Source organism: Clostridium sp. LBM24168, from assembly GCF_052953915.1.
In genome coordinates, this window is record NZ_CP196861.1 from 1,728,137 (window position 1) to 1,748,496 (window position 20,360).

The following is a 20,360-nucleotide window of genomic DNA, read 5'->3' on the forward strand; positions in this document are numbered from 1 at the left end:
ATAACTGTCACATTACAGTTGTGACTTTTCAAATTCATTTTCCATCTGCTGTATCTGCTTTTCAAATACCTTTTTAAGGGGAGCGATTAAAAGAAACATACCTGAAAAGCAACCAAACATTCCAAATATTTTAAGAAGATGATTCCAATTTGGTCCTCCAATTGCCTCCCTGAATCCATTTATAGAGTAGGTAAATGGTAAAAATGGTGCCATAGCAGCAAGCCTTGTTGAAATAATTTCAAGAGGATATATACCACCCGTTCCAAAGATCTGGAATATCATGAGAACCGTACATAAAGCTTTCCCTACATTTCCCAGTATGAATATACATGTAAATATTATTATGGAAAATGTTATGGTGACCAAAAATGCGACTTCTATCATGGCAAATATTTTCATAGGTTTTATTCCCAGAAGTAAAAATTCCCCCAAAAGAGTTATAGCTGTCTGTATTAAAGAGAGAGCCATAAAAAGAAATACTTTTCCACAATATTCCTGAATCATATTGACTTTTGTTCCATCTTCAAACTCTCTGCATCTCGATGTAAGTATAGTTGACAGAAGAAGTATGCCAACCCATATTGACAGTGTAGTATAAAAAGGAGTTACTCCATATCCAAATAATCCAAGATTATAGAACTGAACGTTTTTCAACTCTACTGGAGATGACAGTAGACTTGAAATTTCAGGATTTTTCTCCATTATGTCTATTATGTGATCAAGGTTTTTTTCATTTATCATATTCATATTATCATTTAACTGGCTTAATTTGTTTTGAATATCTCCAAGCCTTTTGTTTATCTGTTCTATATGGGAAATTGATATTTCATTAATTGACCTGCCTGTATCTGCCAGTAAATTTAGCTGTGGAATAATCGATTTTGTAGACTGAAGTATATCATCATAAACTTCCAGACTCATATCAATATTATAGTTCATGTTGTTCAACGCCTGACTGGTACCTGAGTAAAAAGCATTGGATACATTTACTGAATCTGATGACAGTTCATTTCTTATCTTAGAAAGCCGATCTATAACGGAACTTATGCTTTCCTTGGAGCCATTATTATTGATGAGCTGCTCCAATTGCACAAGATAGCCTTTTTCTGTCTTCATGGAACTCTTCATCCTATCCAGTGCATTTATAAGTTCTACTGCACCATTATTTGGAATTATTTCGCTTATAGTATTAAGTATCTCGATATTTTCATCGATTTTCTTTATAATTGAATTATTTGTGTCGTTCATCCGTTTTATCACATTGTTTGCAATATCAGGATTTGCAAATCCATTGTTTACATTTTCAAGGCTTGATATAAGGACTTGAAGCTCATTTATCCCACTTGCCATATTATTCTGTGCTGAACTTATGGTCTGTTTCGTAGACTGGGCAAGATATTTTCCATGACTTACAATATTCTGAAGGTTATCCATCTGTCTGGAAAGCCCTGGAATGTCATTTTTAAGCTTATCTAAATAATCCTGTACCTCCTTTGAGTTTTTGTTTACTTCTGAAAGATATTTTCTTGTGCCGGCTACAGCCTTTATAGAATCCTCCAACGAGTCTTTAATTTGTAAAATTTCAGGCTTATTATTGATTAATTTTTTACCCATTGAGTTCATCTGTTTGAGAGCCTCCCTGCTGCTTATCTTCACGATATTTGATTTAATCTGGTCTGCCAGTACATTTTTTGCCTGGCTTGTAATTTCAGTAGCCGCTGCGTTCAATTTCTCATTGGATTTGTATATTATATTAGGCTTTTGAGGCTCCGAAGTTACAAGTGTCAGAAGCTTACTTGAAAAATTCTCAGGAATTTCTATCAATGAATAGTACCTTCCAGTGTTAAGTCCATAATTTCCCTGCCATTCATCTATGATAATCCAGTTGATACTTTTGTCTTTTCTTAATTCATTTATAATCTGATTTCCTACATTTATAGTTTTCCCATCGGCACTGCCACCTTCATCCTTGTTGACTACTGCAATGGGAAGCCTGCTGGTATTGGCTTTTGAATAGGAATCCCAGGATGCTTTTATATTTACAATTGCATAAGAAGATGGAAGAAAACAGAATACTATAATTGTTATGAGCACAGCAAGACTTTTTGTTATACTTTTAAAATCCCTCTTTAATATTTTAAGTACAATCTTCATATCGTGTCACTCCCATTACCCATATTTATACTCCAATACCTGACTCAATAAATTTGTTTTGAAGTCTACCCATCATCCCATTGAGAGGCCTTTTCAAAAATAATCCCAATAATACAGCAATTACAGTCATGAGAATAAGTATTGAAAAGTCCATAACCACAGTACTTATGAGCGGTCCCCCAATTGATTCTCTGAATCCACTTAGACTATAGGTAAATGGAACCAAAGGTTGAAATATCCTAAAAACTAATGGATTAAGCTGTATAGGATAAGTAGCTCCACTTCCTGCCATCTGTATTACAACTAATAAAACTGCCATTGCCTTTCCAAGATTTTTAAATATTGACACCATACTGTATACTATTGTTGAAAATGCCAGAGATGAAAATAATCCAAACATTATCATGAGAAAAAAACTTTTAGTATAAACCTGAAGTATAAATTTTGTAGTAAATACAATTATAAGGGATTGTATTATGGAAATTGAAACAAAAAGCAGCATCTTTCCAAAATACTCTTCTTTCAGTGATAGATTTTCGGATCCTTTAAATTTGGCAGTAGTTGTTTTAAGCATTGCTGCAAGCATAGTACATCCCACCCATATGGAAATTGTCATATAAGTAGGTGCAAAAGCTGATCCAAAGTTTGGAATTGTATAAATATTTTCCTCTTTTATATTAAACGGATTGGCCATGAAATTTCCCATGAGCTCAGGATTGTTTTGAAGTATGGTTATTATTTTCACTATATCATTGTTACTTGTAAGCTTTAGCTTGTTGCTGACATTTATAATGGGGTCCTTGAATTGAAGGAGCTTATTTTCAAGTTTTCCGGAATAATCTGCTACAAGTTTGCTTTCATTTATCAAAGTATCTACGGATTTTGTGCCAAGGCTATTCATATCACTTGCAGTCTTTAAAATATCAACAGAATTATTTGAAGATGCAATCAAATCATCGGCTATGGAATTCAATTCTCCCTTTATTTCATTGTTGTACTGGTCAGCAGAATCAATGAGCTTCAAACTCACATCCGATGTATTGTAAACTAGAGAATTTTTCAAACTGCTGCTTATCCGATCCTTATTGTTCAAATTCTGCTGTAGATTATTTACAGTATTCTTTTCAGTATTCAATAGATTCTTTACATTATTTAGAGAATTTAAAAGATTTGATATTCTGCCATTATGTGCAAAGCTGTTTATTTCCTGTAAAAAATCTGTTACAGAACCTACCTCGTTGTTTAATATGTCAATCTGATAATTTATCATGTTTGCTATGGAATTTACGTTCAAAGAATTGGCATCTCCAGTCAGTGAATTCAAATTGGTTACAAGTGTCTGAAGTCTATAAATATCTGCTTTAGCATTGTTCAAATTTACTTGAATATTGTCAAAGGAATTGTTCAAGGAAGATTTTATTGATTTTATGAGTTCTCCATTATTTACAGGTACTTGATTAATCATACTAGTACTTTCTGATGCAGAAATAATCGGCTTTAATTGACTAAAAATCAATGCAATATTGCTGGAGCTGTCATTTATACTTCCAAGTGCAGCTGTAACAATATCCATATTGTTACCTAAAGCTATTATAGAATCTTTAAGATCCATTATCTGAAATTTATTTTTGTCTGCTTTTTTTCCTATAATATTCAGGGAAGAAAATATGGTTTTGTTTACTGAATATATAAAATTGGATTTTATGGAACTTACAAGAGAGTTAGCTGCACCTTCAGTGATTTTGGTTCCCATAGGACTGGTCTTTGTGTTTGCCTTGTAAAGTATTTGAGCTTTCCTCGGATTATCTGTAATTATACTTGAAAGATTGGAAGAAAAATCCTCCGGTATCTCAATTTCAGCGTAGTATTTTCCGTACATCATCCCCCGATCAGCTTCTTTTGAGTCAACAAATTTCCATCCGATATTATGATTTTTTTTAAGATTATCTACGATTTCATCTCCCATATTTACCTTCCTGTTTTGAAATATAGCACCCCGATCCTTGTCTACCACAGCTATGGAAATATTGCTCAATTTAGCACTAGAATAAGGATTCCAGATTGCCCTTACATTTACCAGCGTATATAGACATGGCATTATACACATTCCTATTAAAGTTGCAAGTGCCGCTTTATTTTTTATGATGGTTATTACATCTCTTTTAAATATATTTGTAATATTCTTTATCACTTTATACCACTCCAATAAAACAATACAGCATTTATAATATTTTCTGCTGATTTATATATTATTTTAAAATTATGGTATTCTTATTTATCAATTTATATTCTAAAAATCGACAGCAGTTTTAAATAAAAGAAAAAGCTTATTCAGGTGTCAAATATATGCACATGAATAAGCTCAAAAGAAATTTTATTTATTTGGAATTTTACTGATTTATATTTGAGAAAATTGATACCACATCACTCTTTAGTTCAACAAATACACGACCGATTCTGTAAAGTACCCCTTTATCTTGCTTGTCCTTATCTGCACTCGAAATATCATCATTACCGCTGTCCTTGTTGATCTCCTGTGTTCTCATGATAACCTGGATACTCCTGGGTGAAGGGTTTTTGCTGGAAGTAAATGAAATTAATTCTGCATCAGGGTTCAGGTACAGCAGCCTGTTCTTATTCTCAAATTTGTCTATTTCCTTATCTGCGGTAGACTTGATAGAATCATTTGCCTTTCTCATTACAGGTGTACTTTTAATTCCCTCAAGACTTTGCTTCAATACACTGATGAGGCCCTTGAGCGTATCACTGTTGCCCTTGCTAATATCGCCGCTGCTGTTTTTGAGCGTAGATTCAAAACTGCCCAGGAAGTTCTGTGAACTGTCAAGGCCCTTCACCATACTTTTCAGCAGAACTTCCATATCCTGTAATGTTTTTATTGAGCTGCTCTTATACTTGTTGGCTGTATTGTTGATTGTGGAAATATTATCAATAAGAGTTCCACTTTTTATCAGCATGCTGTCGGTCGTTGACAGTATCTGCTTTTGTTCACCAAGCATATCATCCGTAACTTCATTTGCTTTATCAAAGTCCTGGAAATAATCTTCCATCAAAGATATGCTTCTGGATGCAGTATTCAAGTAATCTTCTCCATTTTCACATATATTGGATGTTTCACTCAACATATCACCGGCAGAATCGGATACTTCAGCTGTGGATGAAAGCGTTGAAGCAATATAGGAGCTCATTGCCTTCAAGCTGTCATTCATTGCCATAAGTGTCTTGTACAGAATCTGGCCATCCGTTGATGTAAAATAGGAAGAATAGTCCGGTGTGGTGACAGATGCTGCAGCTTTCATCACGTCCGATAAGTCAGATATGTCAGAACTCATTTCATTTAGACTGTTTCTCAAGTCGGAACTACTGTCACTCAAATCCTCCAGGTCTGCCTTCATATCTCCTATATCCGATCTTGTACGCTGCAGCAGATTATCCCTTTCGTCGGATTTGTCCTGTACATTTTTCACAACATCACGCAGTTTATTAATGTCGTCCTGTACATTTTTGATTGAAGTCTTATACTGCTCCAACTCTGTCTTCGTACTTTCAATAGTTTCTGTCATGGCATTCAAATCATAGTTCAGATCTTCAATAGCATTTTCACCCTCATTGATATGTGGAATCAGTGTTGCCGTATTGGCAGTAATTTTTGAAAGATCAGCCAGCGCTGTTTCTGATTTATCAAACAGGCTGTCCTTGGACGCATTTATACTGCTGTTGGCACGATCCAGTGAAGATAAACCTGACTTTGATTGTGACAGACCGCTCTGCATGTTTTCAACTGTCTGTAAAAGTGTATTTGTGCTGTCATATATATCATCCAGGGAACCTTTGTATGTGTCGATATCATCTTTGAGTTCCTTCACATCCTGCAGCTGTTTCATGGTTCCAGGTACCATGGTCAGCAGAATACCATCAGTTTCAAAGCTGTCCGTACCGATACGAAGAGTAAAGGTATCCTTCTCTCCTGGAAGCGCGGCAAAGATAACTATCTTTTTATTACCTATAGTCTGGACCTGTGCCCCCGGTGCATCCACACTGGATGCCTTTGACATATCCACTATGGTCTGCATCTGCAAGAGCATATTATTTCTATAATATATATTGGCCTTGGTATTGGGCGTTACTTTTACATCAATCTGCACCAGCCCTGATACTCCAGGCAGCTTGGATGCATCTATAGGAGTACCGTTGAGAGAATAGGACACATCAACATTCCATGGTAAAACCACCATTCCATTCTTGGGTGTGCACTCATAATAAAACTTTCCACTGTAATTTTTCAAGTTCCAGTTGATTTCCCCATCTTTCATCGCTGGAACAGCATTGTTGGACATATTAACTACTTTATCGTATTTACCATAGTCTGTAAATTGTTGATTCCCATTCAAACTTAAACTTTTTACAATATTTATGTTGGTGGGCACCCCATAGTAATCCAAATTTACATAAGCGGATTCATCCACCGATACTTTTGGTGCCGCCGCCATGGCCGTTGTAGATGTGACAACCGGCAAAATCAGTAGTGCCAGTATAACTGATAGAATTTTTTTTCTAATTTTCATCCTTCAATCCCTCCAAACTTTCAACAGATTCATCACTATTGCTTTTATAATGTGTTGTCTTCTTCAATGTCTCTGATAACATTCCAACAAACATAAACTTATCCTGAAGTTTTTTCGTAATTTTATCTTTCATACGTTTCATCCTCAAAATATGCCTGTAGATTTGTGAATCAAAAATATACAGTAATGCCGGAAGCAATACAACTACCATTGCAATACTCAGCAGCGCACCACGCCCGATAAGACGTCCCATAGCACCAATGGCCGCAATACTGGAAGTAAAGTAAAGTGTATATCCCGCAAAGGACAGAATAATTCCTGAATTCATAATAGGTGGAACTGCAGCCCAGATCATTTCCAGAATGGCTTTCTTTTTATCCAACCGCATTCGGTATTCCAGATAGTAGTTTGTCATCAATATTGCATAGTCCACAGTCGCAGCCAGCTGGATGCAGCTGACAATAATATAACCCATAAAAATCATATCTTGTCCAACGAAATAAGGTACTGCCATATTTAAAAAAATGGCTATCTCGATGGGTACTACAATGAGGACTGGAATCAGGAATGAGCGAAACACAATTATTGCTACAATTATAACTCCCAATAGAGAAAGTTTGTCCACAAAAGTATAATCTCTGGTTATAATGGTTTTAATATCCTGCGTAAAAGGTGTAGCTCCAACCAGTGCTGAATGATGTGGATAATACTTTTGAACTATGGACTTGATTTCATCAGAATACTGAAATGCTGCAGGGCTTTCCTCCCGTGTCCTTATGTAAACTAGTATTCTAGCATATTGTTCAGAGTGAAACTGCTTGGTTATTTGATTGGGAATGATAGTTTCCGGTATACCATCGGGCAGTGTATTTTCCAACGAGGTTACTTTTTTAACATAACTTAGTTTTCCCAATTCATCAGACAACTGCTTCTCCTTGATAATGGAATCATTCGGTACCAGAGCCATAAGCATATTGCTTCTTCCAAAAATCCTGTCAATCTCCTGCTCGTCTTTATAAACCTGAGTTCCCTCTCCTGCACCCACCGCCGAATTTCCGAAAAGAAAACTATTCATGTCTTTTGCAATAAAGCATGGCACTGCTAAAAATATTGCAAGCCCCAATGCCACATATTTGACCTTGAAAATACTTTTGGCCAGATTTTTAGGAAGCTTTACCAGCTTTCGGTGTGCAGTTTTCTGAATCATCTTTTGGCTTCGGATAATCATGGAAGGCATCAAAAACAAAACAGTCAGCAGACTGATAAAAATTCCTTTTGCCAGAACAATTCCCAGGTCATAGCCTATGGAAAACTTCATTATTGTCAGCGCCAGAAAACCGATAATGGTTGCCATACCACATGCGATAATGGAAGAGGAGGATTGGCGTATGGCGATCTTAATAGCCTCTTTGGGCTCTTTTCCAGCATCTTTCTCTCTGGTAAAAGCATGCATCAGGAAAATAGAGTAGTCCATTGCAACTGCCATTTGCAGGACGGGAGCCACACTTGCCGTCATGAATGATATATTCCCCAGGAACACGTTTGTTCCCATATTGATCACAATGGCAATTCCCATGACTAGGAGAAACAATAGCGGCTCCAGCCATGATGTTGTTGTCAGAAGCAGTACCGATGCCACAACAATGACAACAATTACTGTAGCACTCTTCATTTCCCTGTTCAAGCTCTCATTCAAGGATTTATTTTGAACAGCCGGACCCGTAAACCTCCCCTTGTTTCCTACTATTTTTTGAATCTTGTCCAATGCTTTCGATGTCCTAGTGTCAGAATCACCTTCAATAAAAGAAATGTCCATCACCGCACAGTTGTCCTTATAATAATCCTGTATGTCTTCAGCTTTTATAAAGCTGTCGGACGTATATACATCAGTATATTTTTTAATATCATCTGTCGTATCCGCCCAGAAAACTGTATCCACGCCATCTACTGCCGCTATCTCTTCCTTATACAGCTTTGCTTGATACAGTGATACATCTTTTATCATAATACGTGCAGTGCCTGGATAACCAAATTCTTTTTCCATAAGATTCAAGCCAGCTTTGGATACAGCCGTATCCGGCAAGTATTTGGTGAGATCATAATTAACCCTCACAAATAGGTATAAAAACATGCTGATTAGAACCATAATCGCAAAAAATACTTCAATGTATTTACTTTTATTTATAATAAAATTGACTACTAAATCGAGTGGCTTAATTTTTATTCCATTTTTCATCAAAGCTTCTCTCCATTTCTTATGCGTTTATTTTTCCAAACAAAATATGCACCTAATTAACTTTAGAATTTAATCTAGGGAACAATTTCAATGCATTATCATAGTAAATGGCACCACGTTCTTTATCAGTAAGCAGCTTTGTCTTTTCAAGAAGAGCTGCTAAGGCAAAACTGCCAAATTCCGGTGTATAGGGATAATCACTTCCATATAATAAGTGATCTACATCAACAATCTGCAGCAGATTTTCCAACTGCCTGGGAAGACAGAATCCTGCAACATCATAGTACATACCTTTTAGTGCAGCATATACATCTACATTGACTTTTTCTCCTCCAACAGGAATATGTTCAAGGAAAGGATCAAGTCTGTCTGCCAAAATTGTCAGAAAGGCCCCGGCATGAGGAATAACAAATTTAATATCAGAATAACGCTTTAAAGTTCCCTTTAATATCATATTTATAACAGTACGTGTTGTATCAAACAGGAACTCCATTGCCGGCACAGGCAATCCTTCATTAACACCTTCCGGAACACTGCTTGGTTTATTGGGATGGAGAACGGCTACTGCCTTACGCTTATTTAATTCTTCAAATATTGGATCAAGGCAGTGATTTCCCAAATAAACACCCTGGGTATTCGTTGGTAATGTGAAACCATCTGCATGTAAAATATCTAAGGCATATTCAATTTCTTCTATGCTGCCTTTTACATCAGGAAGCGGCAGAGAAGCAAGCAACCCGAATTTATCGGGATATTTCTTTACAATCTCTGCCCCATCTTCGTTGACCTTTCGTGCCAGTATTCTAGCAGCTTTCTCGTCTCCAAAATTAACATGAGGTGAAGAAATTGACAGCATAGTTGTAGCAATTCCAAGATGTTTCATTACCCTTAAATGTTTATCCACATTCCACTCCGGAGTTGGAAAGCCATCCGGTTTTTCCTCTCCACTGTTCAGTAAGGCTTCCCTATAAGCTTTAGGTAAATAGTGGACATGTACATCAATTTTAGTTTCACTGCTTACTTTAGTGCTTCCTAATAAAACTTGTAAATTTCGTTTTGTATTCTTCAATTTCATGACTCTTCTCCTAATAACTTTCTTATATTTAAATTCACAATATGGGTTCTTACTTTTTTTTACTTTATTGATAAATAAACATTTATTCATTAATTAAGCAAAAAAAATTACTTTAATGCATTAATACATATTTTTGCTATTCTCCTGGCTTCTTCTTCTGTAAATTTTTTATTATTTTCTAATTCCAGCGAAAATGATAAATACCTAAATGGAATTGTAAAAGACACGACCAATACCTCTGCAGCAGTTACATCAGAATTAATTTCACCTGTCTTTTTCCCTAAATCAATACATTTCTTTGCCAAATTCAAGATATTATTAAATTTTTCTTCCGTCAGTATTTTTAGGTCCATCACAACTGAGGCATCAAATTTTGCCAGCATAGGTTCCCTATTCGCATTCATAAACAATTTCTTTATTGTCTTATATCCAACTTCGTACAAGGTATCAGAAGATTCAATATCTGATATAAAGTTATTGACTATTACACTCATTTCCAAATCTACCAATTCCTGTACTAATTCTTCTTTGCTATTATAATATCTATATAAATATCCAGGTGAAACTCCTGCCTTTTTACAAATTAAAGCAATTGACACCCCTGAATAGCCATAATCTATTATACACTCCATCACCGCTTTCTTGATATTATCCATTTTTTTAGGGTCTGCAATTCTAGCCATTTAATATCACCATCCAAAAAATACAAATAAATAAACATTTATTTATTTGTATTTTATATTTATTTCCCTTACATGTCAATATACTTTTGAACTAGAACTCTACTTCTTTAGAATTTTCTCCCGTTAAATCTGAAATTGTTGCTGTACCATGTTCAATATAGAATATTTTAAAAATAGGATTATCTGAAGATTTATATATCTTTTTTACAAGTTCTGATGAATTTAGTACCAGTTCTTTTTTGTCTTTATCATCTGAAAATACAACCTTCCCGCTTATTCTTCCCGTAACCATGTCCTTTGACGTGGTGCTATATTCAACATACGGCGATTCAATCAATTGTTTATAAACTTTCTTTGTGCTGTTAGTGCAAAAATAAAGTTTACCTCCATCCCAGGTCATGAAACCAAAAGGTCTTACTCTAGGCTTCCCATTATCTACAGTTGCTAAAAATCCAAATCCATTCTTCTCGAAAAGTTTTATTATCTCATCCATTTATTTTCCTCCTTGATTTTTTTATCTATTACAAATATAATAGTATAAGTATATGCATAATATTACAAGTACGCATATTTATATTACATAGTCATATAATATAGACTATTATGATAGGATAAGGATTTAAGATGAATGATAAAATTAAATTTTGCCCTGTATCTTCAACTCAAAACGTATTAATGGGAAAATGGAAATTACCAATTTTATGGGCTCTTCATAACAAGACAATGCGTTTTAATGAGCTCCAAAAATTGATGACGACCATTTCGAGAGGAGTACTCACACAACAATTGAGAGAACTTGAACGTGACAAACTTGTAAATAGAAGGGTATATAGAGAGGTACCGCCTAAAGTGGAATACTCCTTGACGGAAATTGGTATAAGCTTCATTCCTATAATGATTGAAATTATAAAATGGGGAACTGGATATATTAAAAAAACGAAAAAATGTGATATGGATATTTGTATATTAAACGGATTTCCCTGTGAAAAATGCTATAGAGGCATTGATTAAATAATTATGGCGATTATGTCATAAAGCCATGAAAGACGCCATCTGTTCGATTAATATCCATCAAATGGCGTTCTAAATGACTTTTTAAGTCCTTTCACCTGAATTGCTTTTTCCATTTCCATATTCTCCTTTATCCGTGTCTTTTTTTATAGCCTTGTAAACTTTCTGGTCAACAGATTCTTGATAGATGTCAGCATAAGTTTTTGAATCTTTTATAAGATCGTCGCAGAAAGCCACTACCTTCACCAGCCAGTGCCGAACAGAATTCTTTCATATCGCCACCCAAAACCTTCTGGAGACTCTCACTGTCCGTTGCTGCTTCTTCAAGCAGGCCAAGTATCCCGTCAAGAATTGGTATGAGGTTGCGTCCGGTGAAATCTGAGTACGGCCAAAGATTGGCATTAATTTCTTCCCATGCCGCTTGATAATCTGCTGGTAGCTTTCTGGCTCGCACTTCAAAAGTTTTTAATTCTTTAGTCATGTCACTACCCGTGATTTTTTCCAAAAAATTCATTGTTTTCTCTCCTTCAACTCATTAATTTTTGATGATACAAACTCCCATTTCTTCCAGAACTTCCGCAGTTCCTCACGCCCCGCGTTATTGAGCGCAAAAAACTTTCGAGGCGGCCCCATGTCCGATGGCTTTTTGGTGACCTCTACCAGCTTGCTTCTTTCAAGCCGGATCAAGATGGTATACACTGTTCCCTCCACAACATCTGTGAAGCCAAGTTCGTTGAGCCGCCGAGTGATTTCGTAGCCGTAGGTTTCTTTACGGCTTATAATTTCAAGAACGCAGCCCTCAAGTACGCCTTTTAGCATTTCCGTTAGATTCTTCAGTATAATCCCTCCTTTGATACTTTGTATGACTTGTATGCTGTATCACTTACTACTACTATATAGTATCACGTAATAGCTAGTGTGTCAATTCAGGACATGAATCTATTGTTCTGCATATTTTCATCGTCATATAAATCTTCCACTGAAGGCAACCCCTCATATTTTTATGTTTTTTCCTGTCATTTATTTTAAAATCAAAATTATATTTTAGAATTATCGAAATTTATCCCATATTTTTTTATAAGCACATATGCCACAGCTGGCATAAGTATGTCCACAGCAATACTGGCGATTATCAGGAAAGAAACTCTTCCCACCATGCTCCACTTAATTATAGTCATTATAACGGCACCCATAGAAAATAAGGCCCAAATATAAAATCCCAGTTTTTTTCTCAAAAATAGAAGCACAGCTAAACCTGCCAACATGCCAATTTTAACTACAACAAATATGATATTTAAGTCTGATGTTCCAATAGGATACAGCAACAATACACCGGAAATAACCATAACAACAGATAGCCATAACCATAACCGTAACTTTTGAGTCATTGCATATTCATCCTTTCTTTAAAAATACATAATCTTTATAAATTTATAGAAATTGTAGATATTTTTATATTTTATGTATATAGTTTCTATACTTATATTATATACCTGAAAATTTCAAAATAGAAATACCTCATAGGACCAATTTCCAATTTCATGGCAAGTTAATTATTTAGTTATACATATATAATCTGCTGGTATATAGTTAGTTTTTAATAATCATTTGAATGATGGGTATAGATTTGATCTTTTCACAAATCCATACCCATTAATAATCTATACTTATTGAAATATCTTTTTCAATTGTTCTAACCCTCGTCTATTATATATGGCACAGTAACTATTGCTATATTCCTTCTTCTGAGAAGCATTGTCTTGATAAACAGCGATGTCTGGTTATGAAGTATATTTCCCCACCATTTTGTAACCACAAACTGGGGCATGACTACTGTTATAGTATCATTTGATCCTGCAGCATATTCTTCTGATTCTATGAATTTAACCAAAGGCCTCACTATGCTCCTATAGGGTGATTTCTTTACTATTATAGGTATATCCACATTATATTGCTGCCACTTTTCTAGAAGTCTTTCCGTGGCACTGTCATCCACAGAGACATGAAATATTATTATATTGTCCGATATGGTCCTAGCATAATTTAATGCCTTTAAAAAGGATTTATTGAGAGTATCTATAGGCACTATTACATATCTTTTTTGTGAAGCAAAATCTATTTTTTTTGGTTTTTCATCCATAGAAAGCTTTAATTGTCTAGCTGCCTCCATATAATGCAGCTTTATCTTCCTCATGACATATACTACCAAAGGTATCAATATAAAAACAACCCAGGCTCCATAAATAAATTTGGTAACTCCTATGACAATCGCAGTGATAAAAGTCATAAGAGCACCCAGCCCATTTATAAATGCTTTATGCTTCCATGCAAAGCCCTTGTTTTTTATCCATCTTTTAAGCATGCCTGCTTGAGATAACGTAAATGATATAAATACACCTACGGCATAAAGAGGTATCAGATAATGTGTGTCACCTTTAAAAATTATAACTAATATACAGGATAGTATTCCAAGGATCACTATTCCATTGGAATAATTCAGTCTCTTTCCTCTTTTAGCAAATTGCCTTGGTACATAACCATCCTTTGCCATAAATGCCATCAGCAGCGGAAGTCCTGCAAAAGCTGTATTTCCAGCTAAAACCAATATGACGGCAGTAGTTGCCTGAATTATATAAAACATAATATTTTTATCAAATATCTGCTGGGAAATCTGGGCAACTACAGTTACCTCTGAATTCGGAACAGCATGATAAAGTGTAGCCAGATAGGAAATACCTCCAAACACCAGAAACACAATAAGAGCTAAAAGCCCCAGTACCATTTTGGCATGTTTCTGTGAAGGTTCCTTGAAATTCGGAACGCCGTTGCTCACCGCCTCTATGCCAGTCAAAGCTGTACATCCACCTGCGAAAGCCTTTAAAAAAAGAAAAAGAGTTATGTTCCCGGAAGCTTCAGGTATCTTATAGGTCGGTGTAGGAGTATATCCCATAAAATGTATCTTAATTATTCCCCAGATTATCATGGACAATATGGAAATTATAAAAAGATAAGTTGGTACTCCAAATAATTTCGAGGATTCCCTTACCCCCCTTAAGTTCCCTATAACAAGTAAAATTATGAGTCCCAATGTTATTCCAACTTTATGTTGAAGTAAAAAAGGCATTGCAGAAGTAATGGCTGCAGTTCCGGCAGAAGCACTTACTGCAACAGTCAATATATAATCTATGGTAAGAGAAGCACCTGCTATAAGTCCTGCAGTAGTTCCAAGATTGTCCTTGGCTACAACGTAGGATCCCCCTCCTGAGGGATAGGCATCTATAGTTTGTCTATAAGAGAAAGTAAGCATAAACATTAGGAATACAATGATCATGGAGGCATATAGCATGTATTTATAAGACATTAAGCCGATTACCGGAACAAGTATCCACAATATCTCCTCTCCAGCATAAGCCACAGATGAAATAGCATCACTGGACATTATCGGGAGTCCCCAGAATACACTAAATTTTTCTCTTTTCAATTCTTCGGTCTTCAGGCTTTTTCCTGTCAATCTATTTAAAAAATTTCCTAATTTCGAGCTCATCTTAACACCCCTAAAAGTAAATTTTCACTTGTACTTTTATTATATTATCACCTTAAATATAAAACTGACGTTAAGATTACAGCAATTCGTATAAAGATCGTATAAAGAATTGAACTAGAACATCATATGATTAATATATAAATAACGTTATATTTTCCTTGGTCTTTTTCCAATTTTCCGTTTAAAATCATTTAAAAATGTATAAACAACAGGCACAAATAGCAGTGTCAACAACGTGGATGTAATTAATCCTCCAATAATTGCAAAAGCCATGGGCGCACGGAGCTCCGAACCTGAACCATTTGCCAATGCCGTAGGGAGCATGCCAAAAATCATTGCCAATGTTGTCATAATAATTGGTCTCAGACGCGTACGCCCTGCTTTAATTAAGGCTTTCTTCAAATTCATCTCTCTGCTATAATTTTGTTTTGCAAAATCGATAAGCAAAATTGCATTTTTAGTAACAAGACCCATTAACATGATAACACCTATCATGGACATCATATCCAGCTCCTTATTACCAACAAGCAATCCTAAAATGGCACCTATAATAGCAAGCGGTAGTGAAAGCAAAATAGCAAGCGGATCTATAAAACTTTCAAATTGAGCTGCAATTACAAGAAATACAAATAAAACTCCCATAACAAGTGCTGTAACCAGTCCTGTCATTCCCTCTGTCATTTGTTCTTGAGTTCCTCCAGTAGACAATTCTATTCCCGCTGGAACAGGAGCTTCACTTTCTAATTTGCCGGTAAAGTTCTTACTAAAATTTCCCTGTGACACTCCAATATAATTTGCTGTTAACTGAATTTCCCTTTCTTTATCATATCTGTTAATAGTAGATGAAGAAGTATTAAAAACTTTTTTAGTTACTTGATCAATTGGAATCATATCCTTATCCTCGTTTGTACTTGGCACATAAATTCCTTCCGAACTGTCAAGGTTTTTCTTATCAGCATCTTGAAGCTGTACGCGAACATCATACCTGTCCTTTTCCGTTTCATACTGGCTTACCACAGTTCCATTGAATAAAGTAAGTAAACCAAGGGAACTTCCCCCTTAGTTTCTTTCAGAACCGTACGTGAACCTCTCAGCTCATACGGCTCCCATTATTCAGTCGTTGGTAATATCCCTAATTTCCACTGTGCAAACAATTTTCTATCTCTTAGTGCAATACTTCCTAACCAATACTCTGCTTTCCTTCTATGTTTTCGTTTCTTGTATTTCCTACGAACCCATTTAACTAAGCATCCATTGATATATCTAAGTACTCCATACATTTCAGATTTATAGAAATGTGTGTAATAGTTAATCCATCCCTGTATCTGTCTATTAAACATATTCGATATATCCCACAAATCCTTGTCTACCTTAAGTTGCAGTTTCCATTCCCTTACTTCCTTGCGAATTGCTTTCTTTGCCTTTTCTGCTATCGCAGGTAAAAAGCTTGTAAAATATCTACCATATTTGTTCTTGACACCTCTCGGTTTAAATGTGTACCCAAGAAAATTAAATGATATATTAGGATAATCTCCTTTTCTATCATCATCTTTACAGTATACAATTCTTGTTTTCTCAAGATTTAACTGTAATCCATATTGTTCAAACCTTGCCTGCACTCTTCTCTGTAGATATTTTGCTTGCTTCAAGGATACACAGTGTGCTACTGCATCATCAGCATATCTGGCCCAAGGAATCGTTTTGAATTCTTTCACCATAAAATCATCAAATACATAATGTAGGAAAAGATTTGCAAGTACTGGGCTAATGACACCACCTTGCGGTGTACCAGAATTTCTCGGAACTATTGCTCCATCTTTCATTCGAAATGGTGCAGTCAACCACCTCTAAATGTATAAAATAACCCATTCTTTTTGAGTGTGCTTCTTTACCATTTTTATTAAAATATCATGCCTAATGTTATCAAATAGGCCTTTAATGTCAAATTCAAGAACCCAGTTTTTCCTCCAACACCTCATTCTAGTGACCTGTAATGCTTGTATTGCTGATTTATTTGGTCTGTATCCGTAAGAATCCTTGTAAAATATAGCCTCTACTTGTGGTTCAAAGTATAATTTTGCTACCATCTGTGCAATTCTATCTTCAACAGTAGGAATACCCAATATTCTGGTTCCACCATTCTTCTTTGGAATTGCTACAGCTTTAACAGATTTAGGAAAATAACTTCCTGATGACATCCTATTCCATATTTTATAGAGATTATTCTTTAAGTTCTTTTCAAAATCTTCTATGGATTGTTCATCAACTCCATATGTTCCTTTGTTTGCTTTCACTTTCTTGTAGGCTGTAAATACAGCTCTTTTAGAGATATTAAACGGCTTTGTTTCTTGCATAAGTTCCTCCTCCTTTCAAAGTTGACTTATTCTCGAAACTGAATAACTTGAAGTCCTTCGCTCCACCTCCATTACAGAAGCTTCATTACTACTATGACTCAATCTGTCCCCATACTCGCATTGATACTCTTTTCTTACGGTTCTTCCGCTTGAAATACTCTCTTAACATCGAGCCGTGGGTTCCCACGTTCCATACAAACGCCTATGCTAAAGTCATGCCACCTTTATGCCGTCCACCGCCTAATCGGTAAACAGGTTTCCTCTAGACTTATCCTAGGTTAACGACTACCCCCTAGTTTTGATGGAATCTATACGCTTTCGACACTTTCATAAGTGGTTCATATGGTCATTCATCTCTTTAGCACCCACTTGACAGTTATGTACTGCCTTTTCCCTAGCGCTTAATACCATAGCTTTTGACTACAGCATCTTAGGGTAGTTTGAAATCTCCACCTGTATGGCGATTTCGGTGGGCCTACCACCATCATTTGTATAGCATAGCTATCTTCAGGTAACCCTTTGGGTTTCCTGGAAGCGCCTTCGTGGCGCACAGTCGTCAGCGTACTGGAAATTGCAGTTGGACTCACTCCTAGATCGGCAGCCTTATCACGATCCACATCAAAATCCACTTCTGGTTTCCCAGCCCTATAGCTAAGGCTCACATCCACAGCTCCAGGAGTATTTTTCATTGCTTTTTCAGCCTTCAAGGCATATTTCTGAAGTTTTGCAAAATCATCACCCTTGATGTGATATTGAACCAGTTTGCCCGGAATAAAACCTCCACCTACAACAACCGATATATCAATTCCCGGAATTTTTTTTAAATTCTGCCTCATGTCTGATCCAATTTCATCGATGCCTTCTTTCCTGTCCTGTTTATCTGAAAGTTTTACAAGCAGAACAACTTTATCTGCCTTCACCGTAGAATATATGTACTTTACATTTTTATTCTTTTTTATAATACTTTCCATACTATTAGTAACCTTTGAAGCATTATTCAATGTAGAACCTGAATCCAGATTCGCCTCTATATTCAGTTCTCCAGTATCACCTGTTGCAATAAAACCCGTATTCAATTTTGTAGCCAGCAGCAAGCTTCCTATTAATAATATCATCGACATTGCCACAACTAAAATTCTATGTTCCAATGAGACCTTTAAAGCCCTGGCATAAAAGTCAGCCAGCTTGTCAAAGGATCTGTTGAAATATTCCAGGAACTTCCCTACTACAGGTATCTTCTTTTCTTTGCTTTTCAAGTACCTGGAAGACAACATCGGTACTGCAGTAAAAGCTACAAATAATGATACAAGTACACTGGCAGCAACGTTCAAACCAAACTGCACAAGAAATTTTCCCACCAGACCATTGATCATGGCAATAGGGACAAATACTGCCACTATGGCAAAAGTGGTGGCCATAACTGCAAGTCCTATTTCGGAAGTACCATCTTTTGCAGCCTGGATTACACTTTTGCCCATATGCAAATGACGTACAATATTTTCAATGACAACTATGGCATCATCTATAAGTAGTCCCACAGCAATTGATAAGGCCATTAAGGATACTGTATTAAGTGAAAATTTCATAACTTTCATCACTGCAAAAGTGGAAATTATGGATACCGGAATGGCAATTCCAGCAATTGCTGTACTGGCAAAATTCCTAAGAAACACAAAAACCACAACTACCGCCAGTATGCATCCTTCTATCAGTGTTTTCTGAACATCCTTGACTGAATCACGTATAGATGCCGAATTATCACGAACAAGTTCAATTTTAGCTCCTGATGGCAAACTTTTTTCAATATCGGCAAGTTTTTTCTTTACTTCATCAGCTACTTGTACAGTATTTGAATTGGATTGTTTAAGAATATCAATACCAATTGCTTCCCTGCCATTATAAAAAGACAAGCTATCTCTTTCCTTGCTCCCATCTTTAGCCTCCGCAATATCCTTGAGTCTAACTTCACTTCCATTACGGGTTGTAACTAAAACATTAAGAAAATCATCTACATTCTTTACAGCTGCATTGGTTTTCAGGCCTATTTCCGTATCTCCATCAGAGATCTTGCCGCTTGACACATTAATATTATCATTGCTCAAACTACTGGTAAGTTCTGAAATTGTAATGTTGAAGGAATTCATTTTTTCTTTATCAAGTTTTATATGAATTTCACGTTCCTGTTTCCCATAAGTATTAACAGCTCCAACTCCATTTACAGTTTGCAGTTTTTTTGTAATATTATCATCCACGAGCTGTGATAACTCTTTACTGGACATAGTTCCGGTAACAGCAAGGGAAATAATAGGTTGTGCATTGGCATCATATTTTGCAACTACAGGATCATTAATATCTTTTGGTAAATCACCACGAATATTGGATAGTTTATCTTTCACATCCTGCAATGCTTCAGTTGAAGACTTGTCTAATTCAAACGTAATAACAGTATTGGAAACTCCTTCTGTTATGGATGAGTTAATATGTTGCATACCAGATATCTGACCAACAGCATCTTCAACTTTCTTCGTTATTTTTGATTCAACTTGATCAGGAGAAGCTCCACCTTGAATTATTGTAATAGATATAGTAGGAGTATCAACATCCGGGAACTGGTCAACAGGTAAATTTGTATAGCTAACTACACCTAAAGTCAATAGGACGATAATTATCACTGTAGCAAATACTGGTCTTTTTAAACTGACATCTGTTAAAAACATACT

At 35.8% G+C, this 20,360-nt stretch carries 15 protein-coding genes and 1 pseudogene; 1 reads left to right on the plus strand and 15 read right to left on the minus strand.

The window, feature by feature from the left end:
* Positions 1–12: 12 nt before the first annotated feature.
* The 7 genes from ACSVC9_RS08555 to ACSVC9_RS08585 all read right to left on the minus strand — a co-directional run bounded on the left by ACSVC9_RS08555 (position 13) and on the right by ACSVC9_RS08585 (position 11,224).
* Complete coding sequence (locus ACSVC9_RS08555; protein ID WP_446897073.1) at positions 13–2,154, minus strand: YhgE/Pip family protein; 2,142 nt, start codon at positions 2,152–2,154, stop codon at positions 13–15.
* Positions 2,155–2,179: 25 nt separating this feature from the next.
* Positions 2,180–4,345 carry a YhgE/Pip family protein gene (locus ACSVC9_RS08560; protein ID WP_446897074.1) on the minus strand — a complete coding sequence of 722 codons (2,166 nt, stop codon included), beginning with the start codon at positions 4,343–4,345 and terminating at the stop codon, positions 2,180–2,182.
* Between the two features lie 199 nt (positions 4,346–4,544).
* A complete protein-coding gene (locus ACSVC9_RS08565; protein ID WP_446897075.1) occupies positions 4,545–6,737 on the minus strand; it encodes a hypothetical protein in 2,193 nt (730 codons plus the stop codon).
* Positions 6,727–8,973, minus strand: coding sequence for an efflux RND transporter permease subunit (locus ACSVC9_RS08570; RefSeq protein ID WP_446897076.1), 2,247 nt, complete (start codon positions 8,971–8,973; stop codon positions 6,727–6,729). The genes ACSVC9_RS08565 and ACSVC9_RS08570 overlap by 11 nt, the downstream gene beginning before the upstream one ends.
* A 52-nt stretch (positions 8,974–9,025) precedes the next feature.
* Complete coding sequence (locus tag ACSVC9_RS08575; protein ID WP_446897077.1) at positions 9,026–10,048, minus strand: amidohydrolase family protein; 1,023 nt, start codon at positions 10,046–10,048, stop codon at positions 9,026–9,028.
* A 107-nt stretch (positions 10,049–10,155) separates the two neighbouring features.
* Positions 10,156–10,731: a TetR/AcrR family transcriptional regulator gene (locus tag ACSVC9_RS08580; protein ID WP_446897078.1), complete on the minus strand. Its 576-nt coding sequence runs from the start codon at positions 10,729–10,731 to the stop codon at positions 10,156–10,158.
* Between the two features lie 91 nt (positions 10,732–10,822).
* Positions 10,823–11,224, minus strand: coding sequence for a pyridoxamine 5'-phosphate oxidase family protein (locus ACSVC9_RS08585; protein ID WP_446897079.1), 402 nt, complete (start codon positions 11,222–11,224; stop codon positions 10,823–10,825).
* 131 nt (positions 11,225–11,355) lie between these two features.
* On the opposite strand from ACSVC9_RS08585, the gene ACSVC9_RS08590 reads away from it, so the two are divergent.
* Positions 11,356–11,742, plus strand: a complete 387-nt coding sequence (locus ACSVC9_RS08590; RefSeq protein WP_446897080.1) for a winged helix-turn-helix transcriptional regulator — start codon at positions 11,356–11,358, stop codon at positions 11,740–11,742.
* 190 nt (positions 11,743–11,932) lie between these two features.
* Here ACSVC9_RS08590 and ACSVC9_RS08595 read toward each other — a convergent pair whose 3' ends face one another.
* From ACSVC9_RS08595 to ACSVC9_RS08630, 8 genes and pseudogenes are all read right to left on the minus strand, one after another.
* Positions 11,933–12,256 (minus strand): DUF1048 domain-containing protein, encoded by a 324-nt coding sequence (locus ACSVC9_RS08595; RefSeq protein ID WP_446897081.1) that lies wholly within the window; start codon positions 12,254–12,256, stop codon positions 11,933–11,935.
* On the minus strand, positions 12,253–12,561 hold the full coding sequence (locus tag ACSVC9_RS08600; RefSeq protein WP_446897082.1) for a PadR family transcriptional regulator: 309 nt from the start codon (positions 12,559–12,561) through the stop codon (positions 12,253–12,255). The genes ACSVC9_RS08595 and ACSVC9_RS08600 overlap by 4 nt, the downstream gene beginning before the upstream one ends.
* A 218-nt stretch (positions 12,562–12,779) precedes the next feature.
* On the minus strand, positions 12,780–13,130 hold the full coding sequence (locus ACSVC9_RS08605) for a hypothetical protein (protein ID WP_446897083.1): 351 nt from the start codon (positions 13,128–13,130) through the stop codon (positions 12,780–12,782).
* Between the two features lie 305 nt (positions 13,131–13,435).
* Positions 13,436–15,286 (minus strand): APC family permease, encoded by a 1,851-nt coding sequence (locus ACSVC9_RS08610; protein WP_446897084.1) that lies wholly within the window; start codon positions 15,284–15,286, stop codon positions 13,436–13,438.
* Positions 15,287–15,433: 147 nt separating this feature from the next.
* On the minus strand, positions 15,434–16,303 hold the full coding sequence (locus ACSVC9_RS08615; RefSeq protein WP_446897085.1) for an efflux RND transporter permease subunit: 870 nt from the start codon (positions 16,301–16,303) through the stop codon (positions 15,434–15,436).
* A 92-nt stretch (positions 16,304–16,395) separates the two neighbouring features.
* Positions 16,396–16,644 carry a group II intron maturase-specific domain-containing protein gene (locus ACSVC9_RS08620; protein WP_446899786.1) on the minus strand — a complete coding sequence of 83 codons (249 nt, stop codon included), beginning with the start codon at positions 16,642–16,644 and terminating at the stop codon, positions 16,396–16,398.
* 192 nt (positions 16,645–16,836) lie between these two features.
* Positions 16,837–17,640, minus strand: a pseudogene (gene ltrA, locus ACSVC9_RS08625) (group II intron reverse transcriptase/maturase); the annotation flags it as partial.
* A gap of 401 nt (positions 17,641–18,041) precedes the next feature.
* Positions 18,042–20,357 carry an efflux RND transporter permease subunit gene (locus ACSVC9_RS08630; protein WP_446897086.1) on the minus strand — a complete coding sequence of 772 codons (2,316 nt, stop codon included), beginning with the start codon at positions 20,355–20,357 and terminating at the stop codon, positions 18,042–18,044.
* Positions 20,358–20,360: the final 3 nt, after the last annotated feature.